This is a genomic window from Shewanella chilikensis, assembly GCF_002836945.1.
GTDB classification, from domain to species: Bacteria; Pseudomonadota; Gammaproteobacteria; order Enterobacterales; family Shewanellaceae; genus Shewanella; species Shewanella chilikensis.
On record NZ_NIJM01000018.1, the window covers coordinates 17,541 to 33,883 of the forward strand.

General features: G+C 54.0%; 18 protein-coding genes. 9 read left to right on the forward strand and 9 right to left on the reverse strand.

The genetic code is table 11. From position 1 onward, the window contains the following. Nucleotides 1-81 precede the first annotated feature (81 nt). A complete protein-coding gene (locus CX651_RS08805; RefSeq protein ID WP_101055730.1) occupies nt 82-1,038 on the forward strand; it encodes a TerC family protein in 957 nt (318 codons plus the stop codon). A 253-nt stretch (nt 1,039-1,291) separates the two neighbouring features. Beyond that, nucleotides 1,292-2,386: a calcium:proton antiporter gene (locus CX651_RS08810; RefSeq protein WP_101055614.1), complete on the forward strand. Its 1,095-nt coding sequence runs from the start codon at nt 1,292-1,294 to the stop codon at nt 2,384-2,386. Here CX651_RS08810 and CX651_RS08815 read toward each other — a convergent pair whose 3' ends face one another. Together CX651_RS08815 and CX651_RS08820 are read right to left on the reverse strand one after the other, a co-directional pair. Next, complete coding sequence (locus CX651_RS08815) at nt 2,387-2,920, reverse strand: GNAT family N-acetyltransferase (protein ID WP_224867864.1); 534 nt, start codon at nt 2,918-2,920, stop codon at nt 2,387-2,389. It abuts the gene before it with no gap. Nucleotides 2,921-2,933: 13 nt separating this feature from the next. Then, a complete protein-coding gene (locus CX651_RS08820; protein WP_101055616.1) occupies nt 2,934-4,109 on the reverse strand; it encodes an acyl-CoA dehydrogenase in 1,176 nt (391 codons plus the stop codon). A 203-nt stretch (nt 4,110-4,312) separates the two neighbouring features. Here CX651_RS08820 and CX651_RS08825 point away from each other — a divergent pair, with 203 nt between their 5' ends. From CX651_RS08825 to CX651_RS08840, 4 genes are read left to right on the forward strand one after another with little or no spacing between them, the layout of a single operon-like run. Further along, nucleotides 4,313-5,185: a MipA/OmpV family protein gene (locus CX651_RS08825; RefSeq protein WP_101055619.1), complete on the forward strand. Its 873-nt coding sequence runs from the start codon at nt 4,313-4,315 to the stop codon at nt 5,183-5,185. Between the two features lie 5 nt (nt 5,186-5,190). After that, nucleotides 5,191-5,610, forward strand: a complete 420-nt coding sequence (locus CX651_RS08830) for a DUF3019 domain-containing protein (RefSeq protein WP_039033170.1) — start codon at nt 5,191-5,193, stop codon at nt 5,608-5,610. Continuing rightward, nucleotides 5,610-6,323: a response regulator gene (locus CX651_RS08835; RefSeq protein WP_101055623.1), complete on the forward strand. Its 714-nt coding sequence runs from the start codon at nt 5,610-5,612 to the stop codon at nt 6,321-6,323. The genes CX651_RS08830 and CX651_RS08835 overlap by 1 nt, the downstream gene beginning before the upstream one ends. 19 nt (nt 6,324-6,342) lie before the next feature. After that, a complete protein-coding gene (locus tag CX651_RS08840; RefSeq protein WP_101055626.1) occupies nt 6,343-7,620 on the forward strand; it encodes an ATP-binding protein in 1,278 nt (425 codons plus the stop codon). On the opposite strand, the gene CX651_RS08845 is transcribed toward CX651_RS08840, so the two are convergent. Then, entirely contained in the window at nt 7,607-7,918 is a 312-nt protein-coding gene (locus tag CX651_RS08845) for a DUF1289 domain-containing protein (RefSeq protein ID WP_101055629.1), read from the reverse strand. The genes CX651_RS08840 and CX651_RS08845 overlap by 14 nt on opposite strands. A 150-nt stretch (nt 7,919-8,068) precedes the next feature. On the opposite strand from CX651_RS08845, the gene CX651_RS08850 reads away from it, so the two are divergent. Next, nucleotides 8,069-8,596, forward strand: a complete 528-nt coding sequence (locus CX651_RS08850; protein ID WP_101055631.1) for a DUF4136 domain-containing protein — start codon at nt 8,069-8,071, stop codon at nt 8,594-8,596. Here CX651_RS08850 and CX651_RS08855 read toward each other — a convergent pair. Continuing rightward, entirely contained in the window at nt 8,587-10,053 is a 1,467-nt protein-coding gene (locus tag CX651_RS08855; protein WP_101055633.1) for an AAA family ATPase, read from the reverse strand. The genes CX651_RS08850 and CX651_RS08855 overlap by 10 nt on opposite strands. A 184-nt stretch (nt 10,054-10,237) precedes the next feature. On the opposite strand from CX651_RS08855, the gene purT reads away from it, so the two are divergent. Further along, nucleotides 10,238-11,413 carry a formate-dependent phosphoribosylglycinamide formyltransferase gene (gene purT / locus CX651_RS08860; RefSeq protein ID WP_101055636.1) on the forward strand — a complete coding sequence of 392 codons (1,176 nt, stop codon included), beginning with the start codon at nt 10,238-10,240 and terminating at the stop codon, nt 11,411-11,413. Between the two features lie 11 nt (nt 11,414-11,424). Further along, nucleotides 11,425-11,973 carry a class IV adenylate cyclase gene (cyaB, locus tag CX651_RS08865; protein WP_101055641.1) on the forward strand — a complete coding sequence of 183 codons (549 nt, stop codon included), beginning with the start codon at nt 11,425-11,427 and terminating at the stop codon, nt 11,971-11,973. Between the two features lie 16 nt (nt 11,974-11,989). Here cyaB and CX651_RS08870 read toward each other — a convergent pair whose 3' ends face one another. The 5 genes from CX651_RS08870 to CX651_RS08890 form a co-directional block, all read right to left on the reverse strand. Continuing rightward, nucleotides 11,990-12,943, reverse strand: a complete 954-nt coding sequence (locus tag CX651_RS08870) for a D-2-hydroxyacid dehydrogenase (protein ID WP_101055642.1) — start codon at nt 12,941-12,943, stop codon at nt 11,990-11,992. Nucleotides 12,944-12,965: 22 nt separating this feature from the next. Then, a complete protein-coding gene (locus tag CX651_RS08875; protein ID WP_101055643.1) occupies nt 12,966-13,580 on the reverse strand; it encodes an outer membrane beta-barrel protein in 615 nt (204 codons plus the stop codon). Between the two features lie 58 nt (nt 13,581-13,638). Beyond that, entirely contained in the window at nt 13,639-14,412 is a 774-nt protein-coding gene (gene djlA, locus CX651_RS08880) for a co-chaperone DjlA (RefSeq protein WP_039033160.1), read from the reverse strand. Nucleotides 14,413-14,493: 81 nt separating this feature from the next. Beyond that, a complete protein-coding gene (gene murU / locus CX651_RS08885; RefSeq protein WP_101055644.1) occupies nt 14,494-15,177 on the reverse strand; it encodes an N-acetylmuramate alpha-1-phosphate uridylyltransferase MurU in 684 nt (227 codons plus the stop codon). After that, nucleotides 15,174-16,232, reverse strand: coding sequence for an aminoglycoside phosphotransferase family protein (locus CX651_RS08890; protein ID WP_101055645.1), 1,059 nt, complete (start codon nt 16,230-16,232; stop codon nt 15,174-15,176). The genes murU and CX651_RS08890 overlap by 4 nt, the downstream gene beginning before the upstream one ends. Between the last annotated feature and the right edge of the window lie 111 nt (nt 16,233-16,343).

Here is a 16,343-nt window from a genome sequence, read left to right on the forward strand (position 1 = left end):
ACCTTGCCGACAGGCAAGATCCGTGCTCCTTCAGCTGGCCTGCCGTCGGTGGCGGGCTTTGTTGTATTTGGAGATAACGAAATGGGTACCTGGTGGTTGTGGAGCGGATTTCTGGTAATAGTACTGGGGATCCTTTGGATAGATCTTAAGTTTGTCGGCGGTGGCCACAGCCATAAAGTCTCTATCAAAGAAGCTGGGATCTGGACCCTGGTATGGATAAGTGTCGCCATGCTGTTTAACTTGGGAGTCTGGTTCTATCTGAAACAGACCGCAGGTCTCGAAGTCGCCAATCAACAAGGGCTGGAGTTTCTCACCGCCTACCTCATCGAAAAAGCCCTGGCCGTGGACAATGTGTTTGTCTGGCTGATGCTGTTTAGCTATTTCGCTATCCCCGCCGAACTGCAAAGACGGGTGCTGCTCTACGGGGTACTGGGCGCCATAGTGATGCGTACCGCCATGGTATTTGGCGGCACTTGGCTGATTAATCAGTTCCATTGGGTGCTGTATCTTTTCGGGGCCTTTTTGCTGTTTACCGGCGTCAAGATGCTGTTTACGAAGGAAGATAATGAAACCGATCTCTCCAACAACAAGCTGCTCGGCTGGCTCAGAAAACACCTGAGGGTGGTGAAAAATCTTCAAGGTGAGCATTTTGTGGTGCGTCGCCGCGGCATATTATTTGCCACGCCTCTGCTGCTGGCGTTGATCGCTGTGGAAATCAGCGACATCATCTTCGCTGTCGACAGTATCCCGGCCATCTTCGCGGTCACCACAGATCCCTTTATCGTACTGACGTCCAACATCTTCGCCATCATGGGCCTCAGGGCCATGTACTTTCTATTGGCGGGCGCCGCCGAACGTTTTGTACTGCTCAAATATGGCCTGGCACTGATCCTGATATTCATAGGTATCAAGATGCTTCTACTGGATATCTATCATCTGCCTATCATGCTGGCACTGGCGGTGATCGCAATTATTCTACTGGTCAGCATACTGGGTAGTTTGTGGCTGACCCGAAGTCAGCAAGCACCAAAGCAATAGCTTATTTTTTCAGCTAACTGTGAGTCACTCAAGAGATATCAAAGCGCCGGACAAAATGTCCGGCTTTCCCCAGCAGCAACTTACTCCACGACAACTCACCGCCTTATGATAATTAAATAGGAAATGAAAAAAATCGCCCAACGGGTCTGTTTGAATCACACCTGAAAACAATGAGAAAAACAGTGCATTGGTGTTTTTTTTGTCACCAATGCCAAAGTATAATGCCGGTTTATCGCGACAACGGAAACCTGCCATGCCAGCTTTTATCAAAGAAGAAATATCGCTGCTTATCGCCTTGGTCACCCTGCTGTTCTTTAAGACAGGTGGCGCCGAGTATCTGGCGGACGGCGCTCCCCTCGCCGTTTATATCCCGCTGTCGATATTGCTGCTTGTGGTAGTGATCTGGACCATTTTCGGAGTCGTGCGCCATTCAGATATTCTGGCGATTCGACTGGGCGATCCCTATGGGACCCTGATCCTCACCCTGTCGGTGATCTCACTGGAAGTGGTGATGATCTCCTCTGTGATGCTGACTGGTGACTCCAACCCAACCTTGGCCCGAGACACCATGTTTGCCGTGGTGATGATCATCTCTACCGGCCTGGTGGGGCTGACGCTGCTGCTGGGCGGTTGGCGTTATCATACCCAGCAATTCAACCTCGACGGGGTAAAATCCTACCTGGTCGCCATTATCCCGCTGGCCCTGGTGTGTCTGGTGCTGCCCAATTTTACCGAAGGCGGCAGCATAGGCGGCTTATCGGTTTCCATGTCCTGGATGCTTGGCTTGGTGTCGATAATGCTCTACGGCATCTTCCTGATGATCCAAACCAAGAGCCATAGCCATTTCTTTGTCGACGCCGATCACCTGGATGATGAGCACCATCATCATGCCTCCAGCCACTCCAACCTCTACCACGGAGTGCTGTTGCTCATCTGCCTGCTGACCGTGATGCTACTGGCCAAGACCCTGGCCATGCCCATCAACTACAGCATTACCACTCTGGGCGCACCGGCGAGCCTGGGGGGCTTCCTGGTAGCCTGTATTATTCTGGCGCCGGAAGCCGTGGGAGCAATAAAAGCCGCGCTCAACAATCAGTTGCAAAGAGCGATGAATCTCTATTTTGGATCTGTACTGGCCACCATAGCCCTGACCGTACCTGCGGTACTTCTGGTGGGCAGTATTGCCGGTGAAGAGGTCAGACTGGGGCTCAGTCCCGCAGATATGGTACTGCTGGTGACCACGCTTATGGTTTGTAAGGTGAGTTTCAGCAGTGGCCGCACCCATGCACTGCACGGGGCGACTCACCTGGTGTTGTTTGTGGTCTATCTGTTCTTGATGTTTGAATAATCATTCGCGGATGTTGGCCATGAAAAACACATCCACATATTCGCCATCACGGAAGGCATAGTCCCGCGCCTCGCCCTCAATCACAAAGCCATGGCGTTTGTAGAGCGCTATGGCGGCGTGATTGTCGGTATAAACCGTCAGCTCTAGGCGTCTCACCGCCAACCAGTTATGGGCCAAATCCACAGCGGCTGCCAGCAGCGTAGAACCCACGCCGATACCGCGGCACTCTTCACTCACCGCCATCCCCAGATCGGCCACATGCTTACGTCTGGGGTTGGTTTGTACCTGTAAGGAGAGTTGACCGGCCACCTCCCCTTGCCACTCTGCGACCAGTGAATAATAACCATCCGGCAGTTCGCCCAGACGCTTATACCACTTTTCGAGTGACGGAAAGGGCTGCTGCAAGGTGCCGGCATAACAGCTGGGCTGAGTAAAGAGCGCCCGTATTGCCGGAATATCCGTGTGCTCGCTGTGGCGCACCACAACCTCTTGTTGTGACTGACTCACCTTGGGTTCAAACTCTGTTACCTGCACTCTGTTATTCTCCTTAACTAAAAGCCGCCAAGCCTGTCTGGGCCCGTCCCAGGATCAAGGCATGAATATCATGGGTCCCCTCATAGGTATTGACCGCTTCCAGGTTCATCAGATGCCGGATGACATGAAACTCATCACTAATACCATTACCACCGTGAATGTCCCTGGCCTGGCGGGCGATCTCCAGCGCCTTGCCGCAGGAGTTACGCTTGATTAGCGAGATAGCCTCGATAGCCAAACTGCCCTGATCCAGCAAACGACCGGCCTGCAAGCAGGCAAACAGCGCCGTGGTGATCTCTGTCTGCATGTCCACCAGCTTTTTCTGGATCAGTTGATTGGCCGCCAGCGGCCTGCCAAACTGGACTCGGTCCAGACTATATTGCCGCGCGGCATGCCAGCAAAACTCGGCCGCGCCCAACGCGCCCCAGGCGATGCCGTATCTGGCCTTGTTGAGACAACCAAAGGGTCCCTTGAGCCCCTCGACGTTGGGCAGCAAGGCCTCGACACCCACTTCAACCCCGTCCAGCACGATTTCGCCGGTTATCGAGGCTCTGAGAGAGAACTTGCCCTCTATCTTGGGCGCCGACAACCCAAGAGTGCCCTTTTCCACTAAAAAGCCGCGGATAACCCCATCCAGCTTGGCCCAAACCAGGAACAGATCAGCGATGGGAGAGTTGGTGATCCACATCTTGTTGCCATGGAGCCGATACCCTCCCGGGATGGCTTCGGCGCGAGTCTTCATGCCGCCGGGATCTGACCCCACATCCGGCTCGGTCAGGCCAAAACAGCCAATCAGCTCTCCCCGTGCCAACCTTGGCAGGTATTTCTGTTTCTGCTCTTCACTGCCATAGGCAAAAATCGGATGCATCACCAAAGAGGACTGCACACTCATGGCCGAACGATAACCACTGTCGACCCGCTCTATCTCCCGGGCAATCAGGCCATAGCTGACATAGTTGACCCCGGCGCCGCCATATTCAGTCGGCAGAGTCGCCCCGAGTAACCCCAGAGCACCAAGCTCTGTCATGATCTCGGGATCAAAGTATTGCTCGCGATTTGCCTGCAGGATCCTGGGTTGCAACTTGCTTTGGGCATATTCATGCACAGTGTCACGGATCATCCTTTCTTCCGGCTGCAACAGACTGTCAAACTGCAAGGGATCTTGCCAATCGAAGGGATTACGGGCCATAGCTTTGTCCTTTTTTTCAGCTGATTTTCATCATGCTACCTCAGTCCCGGATTTCTGCCCAGCGCTGAAACCTCCGCCAAACAAAGATTACGTCTGTATCAAATTGCTACTTTCATGAAAGAAATCTCTGAATTTGCGCCGGACAAATGTTAGTCTTCAGCACTATTCTTAGTCATAGCTTTTAGTAATATTTTCGGTATTCAATGTCTGTACGGCTCTGCTTATTCATAATCGGCCTCTTGTCTCTCAATGCCTGGGCGCATCCCTATTGCAAAGAGACAGAATGCATCCCTACTGATAAATGGGATCTTGGACTGGCCTTGGGTTACGGTCAAAAAACCAACCCCTTACGCCAGCAGGACGATATTCCTCTCTATGTCATTCCCAGTATTGCCTACTATGGTGAAAACTGGTTTTTTGACAATGGTAATCTGGGACTGACCCTGGCAGAGTCGGAGAACTACACCATTAATCTGGTGACGGCTTACAGCAGAGAGCGGGCTTTTTTCTATCGCTGGGATCCCAGCAATGTGTTTACTTTCGGTGGCAGCTCTCAGATGTCCAAGGCCACCGAGAGTCGCGCGGCACCCATGATGTTAATGCAAGCCAATGAACCACCAAAAGTATTTAATGAATTGGAAGACAGACACTTTACATTTCTTGGCGGAGCCGAGGCTTTTTTTTACACTCAATACGGTATACTGAATCTTTCGCTTACTCATGATATGTTCAATGTTCACCAGGGCACTGAGGCCAAAGCCAGGTGGTTGTATCATCTGAATTTGGAACGCTGGAAACTTGAGTTCGCCCTGAATATAGAGTGGAAGAGTAAAGAAATAGTCGATTATTACTTTGGCGTAAGACCAAGCGAGAATGCCTATTGGAGTCAGGCTTACCAGGGGAGTTCAGGCTTTAACCGCGGGCTGGAGTTTACCGGCCGTTATAGCCTCAACGAGGACTGGGATCTTGTATTGGGACTGCGTTATACCAAACTTGCCGATGAAATAGCCAAGAGCCCTCTGCTGGATGAAGATGATGTCAGGGCTTTTTTCATTGGTGCTGCCTATAGGTTTTAAACAAGGTGCGCATAGCAAACAGCTGGCGTTGGCTGTTCCTGCTGCTGATGTTGTCAATGATATTTGCAACCAAGGTGCAGGCTGACCCAGATAATAACAATCAAGAAATCAAGCTGGCTATCACACCTCAGCTCTGCATTCTCAAGAGTGAAGAGGACACCTGTTCGCTTGACGTCAGTTTAAGCTGGACAAATACAAATGGTGCGGTTTGTATCCTTTCTGATTATGAAGGGTTACAACGTTGGTGCAGTGAAACTGAAGATGTGCACAGCCTCACATTCCGGCTTACAACCAGTGAGGACATTCATTTTGTCATGGTAGATAAAGACACATGGCAAACCTTAGCCGGCGTTTACTTTAGAACGACCCCCGTATCTGACACCAATGTCAGGCGCAGATATCGCAACCCTTGGAGTTTATTCTGATGACCTCAGCTCAATCGACTCACCGAGTTTTATTGGTAGAAGACGACATTCGTCTGGCCAACCTTATTGTGGATTATCTCAAGTCCCATGGCATGCATGTAGAAGTTGAGCGCCGCGGAGACACAGTACTGACCAGACTACTCAACTACAAGCCGGACATTATCCTGCTGGACATCATGTTGCCGGGCATGGATGGATTATCACTTTGCGAAAAACTACCGGATTACTTTGCCGGCCCGATCCTGCTGATGAGCGCGCTTGGCTCCAATGAAGATCAGATCAAAGGCCTGGAACTGGGCGCCGATGACTATGTGGTAAAACCGGTTGACCCGGCGCTCCTGGTCGCACGGATCAACAATCTGTTGAGACGTCATACCAAGCCACCTATGGCCGAATCCCACTGCCTGAGTTTTGGTAAGCTGAGCATAGATCCTCACACTCAGGCAATTCGTTTAGGCGAGAAAGAGGTGGATCTCACCAGTCACGAATTTGAACTCCTGTGGCTGCTGGCATCCCAGGCCGGCCAAGTACTGAGCCGCCAATATATCTATCAGTGCCTGCTCAATATCGACTTCGACGGTAAGGATCGCAAGATAGACGTACGTATCTCCCGCCTGCGCAAGAAGCTGGGCGATAACATAGAAACGCCATTCAGGATTAAAACGGTTTGGGGCCAGGGATATCTATTTGCCCCCGAAGCTTGGAACAGCTAATCCCCAAATAGGTTACCGCGTGAAACGCCTCTTCATCAGTTTGTATCTACTGATCAGCCTGAGCTTTCTCGGGCTGGGATGGACCCTAGACGCCCTTTGGCAGCAACACGATGACGAGGCGGAACTATTGGCCGATGCGCCGCTTATGGCCATGGCTGCCATCTTGAAGCCCATGAGCCCAGAACAGCGGCAACAGGCGATCGCTGCCGCCAATGTCAATGCCACCTATCCATTGCGTCTGTTCAGTGCCGACAAGATCACCCTGGCCGATGATGGCGAGTTGGCTCCCGGTGAAGTCTTCACTACCCTGACCAACTCAGGTAGACAGATGCAGTTTATCCGCCTGGACCAACAGGTGCTAATGACAGGCCCGATAGACACAGATCCCAGAGCCAGACTACGTGGCCTATTCACCCTGTTTTTCTATCTGTCGCTGGCCGGTGTGGCCTTGGTTTGGGTCTGGCCGCTATCGAGAGACCTCAAGGTGCTCAAACAAGCAACCGAAGCCCTCGGACAAGCCAAATGGGATACCCGTATCAAGCTGTCACCCCGCTCTCAGGTAAAACCCCTGGCACAAACCTTCAATGAGATGGCGCGGCATATCGGTGCTCTTATCGACAACCAACGCCACCTGGCCAATGCCGTCTCCCACGAGATCCGCACGCCGCTGGCCAGGCTCAAGTTTGCCCTGGCGCTGATCCCCAACTATTGCCGTGAAGGCGCCGATGAAACCGCCAGAGCCGACTTTATTGCCGGCATGACAGAAGATGTCAAAGAGATGGAATCCTTGCTGCAGGAGATGCTCACCTACGCCAGCCTGGAGTCGGCCCAAACAGGGCTGAGGCAGGAGAGCTGCGATCTCAGCGCCCTCTGCCGTCAAGTGATAGATAGACTGCAGAGCCTGAGCCCGATTCCGATAACCCTGGATAGCTCCGTCGCCAAACTACTCTTCACCTGTGAACCGGCCCTGATTGAAAGAGCACTGCAAAACCTGCTCACCAATGCCCAGCGCTTTGCCGAAAGCCAAATTCTAGTAACCCTAAGTGATGAAAAAGACAGAGTGACTATCGAGGTTAAAGACGATGGTGAGGGGATCCCCGAAGAGGAACAACGCAAGATATTCGAACCCTTTGTTCGCAGCGACACCTCACGCAACAACAATAAAGGCTTTGGGCTGGGACTGGCAATAATCAAGCGTATAGCCGAACGCCATCATGGGGAAATCCTGCTGTTCAGCCGCCCCGGGGAAACCCGTTTTTGCATAAGCCTGCCCAAGCGAGAACTCAATCGAGACTGAAATCACTGAAATCCAGAGATTCGTCTTCGTCGCCTTTGGCATCAAAGTCCAGGCTGTGATTCAACTGCAGCTCTTCCACCTTTAGCTGCTCCCTGCGAGCCTTTATCTGCGCCAGTTGCCAACGCCTTTTACGCGCCTTGCAAAGGCGAATAACATCCAACTTGCGGGCGTTGGAGAAGTTGAGCCAATCGAACCTCTCTTCGCGGTTCCGAAAACAACCTTTGCAATAGCCCTTGGCATCTGTCTGGCAGACACCGATACAGGGGCTGGGGATATCAAAAAAGACCAGTTGTTCCATAGGGGCGTAAATGCAGGCTCTCTCTGACGGCTGAACCTTAGGTATATCATCTCATTCTTAAAAAGGCGATTTTTTATCCACACCTTGCACAGACGGCCGCTTTGGCACAAAGTCACAGGGTAAGGTATATCCTTTCACGGAGGACAAGCGATGAAATTCAGGACACTCTTGCTGCTGTTACCCCTACTGCTGACAGCCTGCGCCCAGCAGCCGAAACAAGACTACGACCCAGGATACAGCTTCGCCAAGCTACAAAAGTTCACCCCGCTGCCGATTTCCAGCAGTGATGATCCCCTGAGCGCCGAGCGGATCAATCAGGCGATTATCGACACGCTGAAAAGCAAACAATTTATCGAAGTCAAAGAGTCAGCAGACTTCAAGGTTTCCTTTGCCTTTCGCACTACAGATAAGCCGAAAGATTCAGGCCTCTCCATCGGCCTTGGCAGCGGCACCTGGGGATCTGGCGGCGGCATAGGTGTGGGCACAAGTGTGGGTGTGCCTCTGGGAGCCGATGTCAAACTCCAAACCATACAAATCGATATCATAGAAGCGAGCAGCAACCGCCTCATCTGGCGCGGCAGCGATCAGTTCAGCTTCAGCGATGGCGGCGAAGGTAAGGCTCAGGCAACCCGGGAAACCGTGATGCGGATCCTGAGCCAGTTTCCGCCTCAACCGTGAGCCATCACAGTGCGGCCGTTAGCCCATTGACGCAAAGCGTTGAGCTTTTCGGCCATCACCACAGATAAGGGGCGAGTCCGACTCAGAGCATCGAGCAGCCAGGCCTGATTGGCCTCCTGCCCCGCGGCCCTCGCGGCATAACGGGCAGAAATAACCGCCTGCTCTATCTCGGCGCCGGAGAAACCTTCACTGGCGCTTGCCAGAGTCGCCAATTCCAGCGCGGCCGCATCGATATTGCGCTTACGGCAGTGGATGCGGAAGATCTCCTCCCGGGTGGCGCTATCCGGCAGGTCGACAAAAAATATCTCATCCAGGCGTCCCTTACGCAGCAGCTCGGGGGGCAACGCGCTGATATCGTTGGCGGTTGCTACCATAAAAACTTCTGACTTGCGTTCTGCCATCCAGGTCAGCAGGGTGCCGAGGATCCGCTTCGAGGTGCCTTCATCGCTGTTACTGCTGCCCAGCCCCTTTTCAATTTCATCTATCCAGAGTACGCAGGGCGCCATCAATTCCGCCATCTCCAGCGCTTTTTTGAGGTTACGCTCCGTCTCGCCTATGTACTTATTGTAGAGTCCGGCCATATCCAGGCGCAGCAATGGCCGCTGCCAGATACCGGCCACCGCCTTGGCCGCCAGGCTCTTGCCGCTGCCCTGCACCCCGAGCAGCATCACGCCCTTGGGCGTATCGAATGCTTGCTCATCGCTGCCAAGGCGCCTGTGGCTCAGCCACTCCTTGAGTCTCGACAGCCCGGCAACATCGGCAAAGTCACAGGTGTCGTACTCAAATTGCAACACACCTTCCATATCCAAAAGCGCAAACTTGGCCTTGTTGACCACGGGAATATCCGAGTGGCACAAGGCGCCATCATCCCAGATAGCCTTACGGGCAAGACGGCGGGCATCGGCATGGCTCAGACCGCGAAGATTACCGGCAAGCAGCGGGATCACGGCTTCATCGAGACGATTCAAAACCCCTTTGGCTCGGGCCAGGCGCGCTTCTTCTATGATGAGGTTTTCCAACTGGGCCTGCCCTGGCATGGAGAGGGAGAAATGAGCGCAGTATCGGCTCAGTTCAGGGGGCACATCAAAGGCGTGGCTAACCATCACCAGGGTGTGTTGCAAGGTTTCGTGCTCAAGGGCAATCTCCTTGATCATTCTCACGTTACGCGGCGCCTCAACCACATAGGGGTGAAAGTCACAGAGCACATAGATCCCCTGCTGCTGGCTGGCCTTGATGTGCGCCAGAATATCGGTCGGTTCGGCATTGAATTTCTGCACACCTACTTCCCTGTCCAGCCGCTTGAGCCCCTGGGTAACACTCCAGCCATACAGGGGCCGCATCAGCACACCGGCCACTCGTTTGAGCAGCTCCAATACCCTGGGCTCCTCATACGTTTCAATTATCACCAGGGGCGTACCGCCCCTGAGCACCCCGGTTAAGTCTTTGACATCCTGCATTCTGGCTTCCCGCACGATAATAGCGGACTTAAGAATAACAAAGTTTCAACATCCGCCACAGCAGCGCAAGCAGTGATCCAGCGCACAATTTATCAAGCCTTCCGCCCAAGCCGATTGCCAAAGGGTAAACTAGCAAAAAAATCCGCTGCCACAGGCAGCTACAATAACCAAAGGTACCCACACTATGTTAGGCACTCCCCTTAGCCAAGGCGCCGTGCGCGCCATGCTGCTCGGCTGCGGCGAACTGGGCAAAGAAGTTGCGATTGAACTGCAGCGCCTGGGCGTCGAAGTCATCGGCGTCGACCGCTACCCCAATGCCCCTGCCATGCAGGTCAGCCATCGTTTTCATGTGGTGAACATGCTCGATCCCGAGGCGCTGCGCGCCGTCATCGAGCTGGAAAAACCCCATCTGGTCATTCCGGAAATCGAAGCCATAGCCACAGCGACGCTGGCGCAAATGGAGGCCGAAGGCCTGAAGGTAGTGCCCACCGCCAGAGCCACCCAGTTGACCATGGACAGAGAAGGCATTCGCCGCCTGGCAGCAGAGACGCTGGGGATCCCCACCTCGCCTTACGTCTTTTGTGACACTGAGGCAGAATTCAATCAGGCGGTGGCCCAAATAGGTTTGCCCTGTGTGGTCAAGCCTGTGATGAGCTCATCGGGCAAGGGCCAGAGCGTGATCCGCGAGCAAGCTCAGATAGCCGCGGCCTGGGAGTATGCCCAGCAAGGTGGCCGCGCCGGTCAAGGCCGGGTGATAGTCGAAGGCTTTGTGCCTTTCGACTACGAAATCACCCTGCTCACCATAAGTGCAGTCAACGGCATTCATTTCTGTGCGCCTATAGGCCACAGGCAGGAAGACGGTGACTACCGCGAATCCTGGCAGCCACAGGCCATGAGCCAAGCGGCCCTGGAAAAAGCACAACAGATAGGCGCCAAAGTGGTTGAGGCGCTCGGCGGCTATGGTTTGTTTGGGGTAGAACTCTTTATCAAGGGCGATGAAGTCTACTTCTCTGAAGTCTCGCCCCGGCCCCACGACACCGGCATGGTAACCCTGATAAGCCAGGATCTATCCGAGTTTGCCCTGCATGTGCGTGCCATTCTCGGATTGCCGATCGCCAATATCCGCCAGCACGGCCCCAGCGCTTCGGCTGTGGTGCTCAAAGAAGGCGACTCAAACAACCTGCGCTACACGGGCCTTGCAGCAGCGCTGAGCGAAGCCGACACCCAGCTGCGACTGTTCGGCAAGCCGGAGATCCATGGTCGCCGCCGTCTGGGAGTTGCCCTGGCAAGGGATCTGGATGTTCAAAGCGCCATAGACAAGGCGCTACGCAGCGCCGCCAAAGTGGAAGTGATTTTTTAAAAGAGACCGCCATGAGCCAGCATTTTCAGGGTAAGTATGAAGTGGAACTCAAGTTCCGTTTGAATGAGTCTTGCAGCAAACAACAACTGCTTGAGCACCTCAATGCCATGGAGCATGAGTGCATGTTTGCCGATAATCAGGAGGACGACTGCTACTTCGATACCCCGGATGGTCAACTGGCCGCGGCGGACAAGTCACTGTGCATCCGGGAGATGCAGCCATCCAACAATCTGCTGTGGATCCTCAAGGGCCCAGGAGCGGATTGCTGTGAGGCGGTCAATATCTCGGATGCCGCCAGGGCCCGCAGCATGCTCAGCGCCATGGGCTATGTGCCGGTGCAGCGGCTGCAAAAATGCCGCAGCATCTACTTTATCGGCAAGTGGCATATGACGCTGGACAGCCTGGCGGGGCTCGGCGATTTTGCCGAGCTGGCGATCATGACCGACGATAGCGATAAGCTGGAGCAGCTTCGCAGCGAGCTTTGGCAACTGGCGGCCCGGTTCGGGCTGACCCAAGCCATGTTGGAGTCCCGCTCCTATCGGCAACTGTGCAACAGTTAAACTCGGTTAATAGCGTCTAAACCTGGTTAACAGAGTCTCCGCCAATAAAGGCGCGCAGATTGTCCACGGCAATATCCAACAGCTTCTGCCTGGCTTCTCGCGTCGCCCAGGCATTGTGCGGACTTATGCTGACTCCTTTGGCATTGAGTAAGGGGTTGTCAGGCATTGGAGGCTCACTGGAGAGCACATCCACTCCGGCCCGCAACTTGCCCTGATTGAGTGCTGTGGCAAGCGCATTTTCATCCACCAGCCCACCACGGGCGGTATTGATCAAAATAACCCCGGGCTTTAACAGCTGCAGCGAGTCTTGATTGATCATCTTCTCGGTCGCCGCGGTCAGCGGGCAGTGCAGCGAGATCACATCGGCTTCACGATACAGCTGCTCCAGTGGCGCCCAGCTGATGCCTTCGGCCAGGTCATGGCGCTCGGTTCGGGTATGCAGCAGCACCCGCATCCCCATCGCCCTGGCAATATTCGCCACTCGCGAGCCTATATCACCATAACCGACTATTCCCATCACCTTGCCCGAGAGTGACATCAGCGGTGACAGAGTAAAACAGAAGTCGGCGCACTGGCTCCAGGCCCCCGCCACCACCGCCTGGTGGTGCTGCGCCACTTGTTGGGTGTGATACAAGAGATGGGCAAAGACCATCTGCGCCACCGCATCCGGACCATAGCCAGGCACATTGGTGACTGTGATGCCAAGGTCGCCGGCGGCCTGTAAGTCAACCACATTGGTGCCCGTGGCAAGAATGCCTACGTACTTGAGCCCAGGCAGCGCCGCCAGTTGCTGCGCCCCGAGCACTGTCTTGTTGGTGAGTAAAACATCGGCGCCTTGGGCGCGCTGCAGCACAAGCTCCGCCGGAGTTCTGTCATAGATGCTAAGCTCTCCAAGCGCCTTGAGTGGCGACCAATCGAGATCGCCGGGATTGAGACAAAAGCCATCCAGAACCACTATTTTTAAGCTCATACTCACCTCTTTGTTACTCCACTCAGAAACGGTATCTTAACCCCAGATTGGCCTGTCCCTGCCACAGGGTATCGCCCTTGATATGCCATAAGCACTGATTGGCATCGCAAAACAGGCTGCTGTCGCTGCTTATCAGGGTCGCATAGCCGCGCACATCGACAAACAGGGATAGCTGCTCCAGCAGTTGATAATCCAGCCCCAGCCCAAGCCCCATGGAAAAACGGGTTTCGTTGCTGCCATACTCGGGACGCAATTGCGTCAAACCGGCACTGGCGGTGACATAGGGCCGCAGCTTGTCTTTGGGGAAATAGAGCGTGCCCCCCAGATGCAGATAATCGACGCTGAGGTCCATCAGCTTGTCAGTGCCCGGGAAACCGCTGCCACTGAGCTCTGTGCCCTGGTGGGAGTAAAGCAGATACATGTCACCCGGCTCTGACGTCGTCAGCCCCAACATAAAGCCGAAATGACCGGCCTCGGTAATATCCGCACTACTCTTGTTATTAACCGTGCTTTCGCTGGGTCTGTAGTCCAGATCATTGCCGCCAAAGCTGTAGCCGCCGAACGGCGCAACAAACACTTCGGCCTGAGCCTGACCGCTCAGGGCCAATAGCAAGGGAATTGAATAAACAAGTTTCATGGCGCTCTCCTTGGGTGAACCCTCTTTAACGGCATGAGCCGACACCCAAGGGCGAGGCTCAGCGCATTCCTCTACTGCTCTTGACCCTGTCATAAGCCGCCTGAATATCCTGGGCCTTACGCTTGGCCAACTCCATCATCTCTTCCGGTAAGCCCTTGGCTACCAATTTATCCGGATGGTGTTCATTCATCAATTTACGATAGGCGCGTTTGACATCCTGATCGCTGGCGGACTCCGACAGCCCCAAGACTTCATAGGCATCGGCAACCGATGGTCTATGATCACCGGGCGCTTGCTGGAAGCGAAACTCTGCCTGCCAACGCTTGAGCAGCTCATCGAGCTGAAAGCTGCTGAATCCCAGCTCTCTGGCAATCACCTGCAGTATTGCATATTCCTTGTCCTGTAGCTCACCGTCTGACAGGGCTGTCTGGATTTGAATTTCCAGAAACATCTGCTGTACTTCCCGGCGACCAAAGGTAATACGCCGAAAACGGCGCAGACTGGCTTCCAGTTCAAAATCCGGCTCCTTACCCTCGCGAAACGCCTGCTGGGCATCTTTTCGCGCCGCGCCGCTGAGGCGCAGCATATCCATCAGACTGGTGGCCATGCGGATATCATTTTCAGTCACCCGTCCAGAAGCCTTGGCGATATGCCCCATAACGGCAAAAGTGGTGTTGAAAAACTCTGCCTGCCGACTGCCGGCACTTTCCCCTTGAGCTGCCGCCATCCGCTTGTCATATAGATGTCCAAGCCAGATCCCCAGCAAGGCGCCGAAGAAACGCCCGAACATAAAGCCGATGACACCGCCGAAAAATTTACCCCAAATACGCATCTGTTATCCCATAGTTTGCCCACGCTTGGCCGGGCCAATATTCAATCTTGAACTGTCTTGTGTCCGCTTGCTGACTCGTGGTTAAACAGCCCCTTTAGCCTGCCTCAGCTCCAGCTGTTGCAACCTGTCCAGAGTGCCGACATCACACCAGTAACCCGTGAAATGACTGCCGCTGATAAGCCCCTGCGCCATCTTTTGCCGCAGCAGCGGCGCCAAGGCGAAATGTGTTTCTGTTATCCCATCGAATAACTCTGGGCGATATATTCCCACCCCGGAGAAAGTGTATCTGGGCGCGCCACTGTCGCAGACCCTCGAATGGCCGGATGTTTGCGGCTGTAAGGCGAAGTCTCCCTCGGGATGCTGCGCCGGGTTATCTACCAGAAACAGGTGCGCCAGCGTATCGGCAGCCAAATTGGGCAGCTCAGGCATGACATCGATAAACACATCGCCGTTAATCACTAAAAAAGGCGCGTTGCCAAGTAGCGGCAGAGCCTTTTTGATCCCGCCGCCGGTTTCCAGCGCCTCAATCTCACGGCTGTAATGAATCGTCACGCCAAAACGGCTACCGTCTCCCAGGTGTTCAATCAGTTTGTCCGCCTGCCAGGCGCAATTGATCACCAATTCAGTCACGCCCATGGCGGCCAAACGTTCAATGTGATACTCAATCAAGGGCTTACCGGCCACGGACACCAGAGGTTTAGGCAGCTTGTCGGTCAATGGACGCAGACGCTCCCCTCTGCCGGCTGCCAAAATCATCGCCTTCATTTGTGCTCCTTTGCCTCTGCTTGTGGTCTGGGCTGTGGTTGAGATTCTGGTTGAGCCGGCTGCTGAGTCAGCGGCAATAACCTTAGCCTGACCCAGGAGGAAAGCGCCTGCAACTGAGGATAACGCTCGCAGATATCGGCCACATAGCCGAGTGTAAGCGGTATATCCTTGAGATAACCTGACTTGCCATCTCTGTGGTGCAAGCGGGCAAAGATACCCGCCGCCTTCAGGTGTCGCTGCACTCCCATGAGATCGAACCAGCGACTGAAGGTGGCAAAATCAACATCTTTGCCAACCAACCCCTGCTCGCGGCACTGTTCAAAGAAGGCTTTGAGCAGCGGCTCGACTATCGCATCCGGCCAACGTATATAGCAATCTCTCAACAGCGAGACTGCATCATAGGTCACAGGCCCCAACACGGCATCCTGAAAATCTATCACCCAAAGCTTACCGTCTTTAAGCATCAGATTACGGCTGTGAAAGTCCCTATGCATGCCGACTTGGGGTTGCGCAAGCGCGCTCGCCGTCAAAATAGCAAAGCTTTCAGTCAACATGGTATGCTCAGCGGCTGTCAGGGAGACTTGCCAGTGTTTATCCAGCAGCCACTCGCTGAAAATCGCCAGCTCGCGCTCGACAAAGGCCGCATCATAGTCAGGCAAGGGGCCAAGCTCACTTTCCCGCACCGCCGCGATATCCGGCAAAATCGCCAGCGCCTTGAGATACCAAGCACTCACATTGGTTTCAGTCAACTCGGGCAACAATAACTTATCACCAAGATCCTGCTGCAGAATAAAGCCCTCCGCCTCATTGAACTCAAGCACCTTGGGCACTCGGATACCCGCTTGATGATACGCCCGCGCCAAGGCAATAAAGGGCTTGTTATCCAATAAGTTGGGCGGAGAGTCTGTGACTATGTAGTCACGACCATCCACATTGAGACGAAAATAACGCCTAAAGCTGGCATCACCGGAAATCAGCTTGGGTTGCAAAGGCTTACCGAAAAGTTGCTGCAACCAGCACGACATGGAAAGAAATCTGGGATCAGACAAGGTCATCTCATGGCTCTTGACGAAAAATTGCTTTATTATACCGAGGTAAAAAACAGGAAACAGCCAATAAATACAGAGTTTTTATGGCTGCGTTGCCCGAGGCAGGATGCAACTTTT